This window comes from Streptomyces sp. NPDC001100, assembly GCF_053598575.1.
Genome location: NZ_JBSFKO010000103.1, coordinates 1 through 1,029 on the forward strand (window position 1 = coordinate 1; position 1,029 = coordinate 1,029).

1 protein-coding gene is annotated in these 1,029 nt (G+C 70.2%); it reads left to right on the plus strand.

What is annotated here, in order from left to right:
* The coding region (locus ACWDEW_RS48840) for an AMP-binding protein (RefSeq protein ID WP_450522842.1) at positions 1-1,029 on the plus strand (1,029 nt) is incomplete at both ends.

Here is a 1,029-nt window from a genome sequence, read left to right on the forward strand (position 1 = left end):
GCTTGGGGTGCTTCAGGCGCGGCAGTCGGCGTTGCTGGACCATCAGCATGTCGGGCTGGGCGAGGTGCAGCGGGCCGCCGGCCCAGGTGCGACGTTCGACACGCTCCTGGCCTTCGAGAACTACCCGGGCGATCCGGCGGCACAACCGTCAGTGGCGGGCCTGACGATTTCAGGTGTCGCGTCGCGCGAGTCGACGAGCTTCGCGCTGGCACTGGGCGTCCGGTCCGAGGAGGGGCTGACCCTACGGCTGGACTATCGCCCGGACGCCTTCGACGGCGATGCCGCCCGGACCTTGATCGATCGCGTGGTGCGCGCGTTGGAGCGGCTCGCCGCGGACCCGGAGGTCCGGCTCGCCGAGCTTGAGCTGTTGGACGAGTCCGAGCGCGCCGCGGTGGTGGAGGAGTGGAACGCCACCGCTGTGCCGACGGAGCCCGGCACGGTCCTCGACCGGTTCCGACGATGGGCCGTGGAAACTCCGCACGCGACGGCCGTGCGGTCTGGCGACCAGTCGCTGTCGTACGCCGAGTTGGACGCGCGTGCGGACGCTGTCGCTCGCGGTTTGGTGGCGCGGGGTGTGGGGCGTGAGTCGCGGGTGGGGCTGTGTCTGCCGCGCGGAACCGAGATGGTGACTGCGGTCCTCGCGGTGTGGAAGGCCGGTGGGGCTTACGTCCCGTTGGATCCGGAGTATCCGTCCGACCGGTTGTTGTTCATGGTGGCTGACAGCGGTGCGGAGTTGGTGCTGGTCGCGGAGGAGACCGCGGACCGGCTGCCGGCCGAGGTGGAGACCGTCCTGCCCGCGGAACTGGAGACCGAGTTCGGTGGGGGGCCGGACAGCGTCGTCGATCCGGGCCAACTGGCCTACGTCATCTATACGTCGGGGTCGTCGGGGCGCCCGAAGGGTGTGGCCGTGGCGCACGCCTCCGTGGCGAATCTGGCGTCGGCCATGCGTCCCGTTCTCGGTGCGGAGCTTGGTGTTACGGCGTTGCAGTTCGCGTCGTTCAGTTTCGATGCGGCGGTGCTGGACGTGGC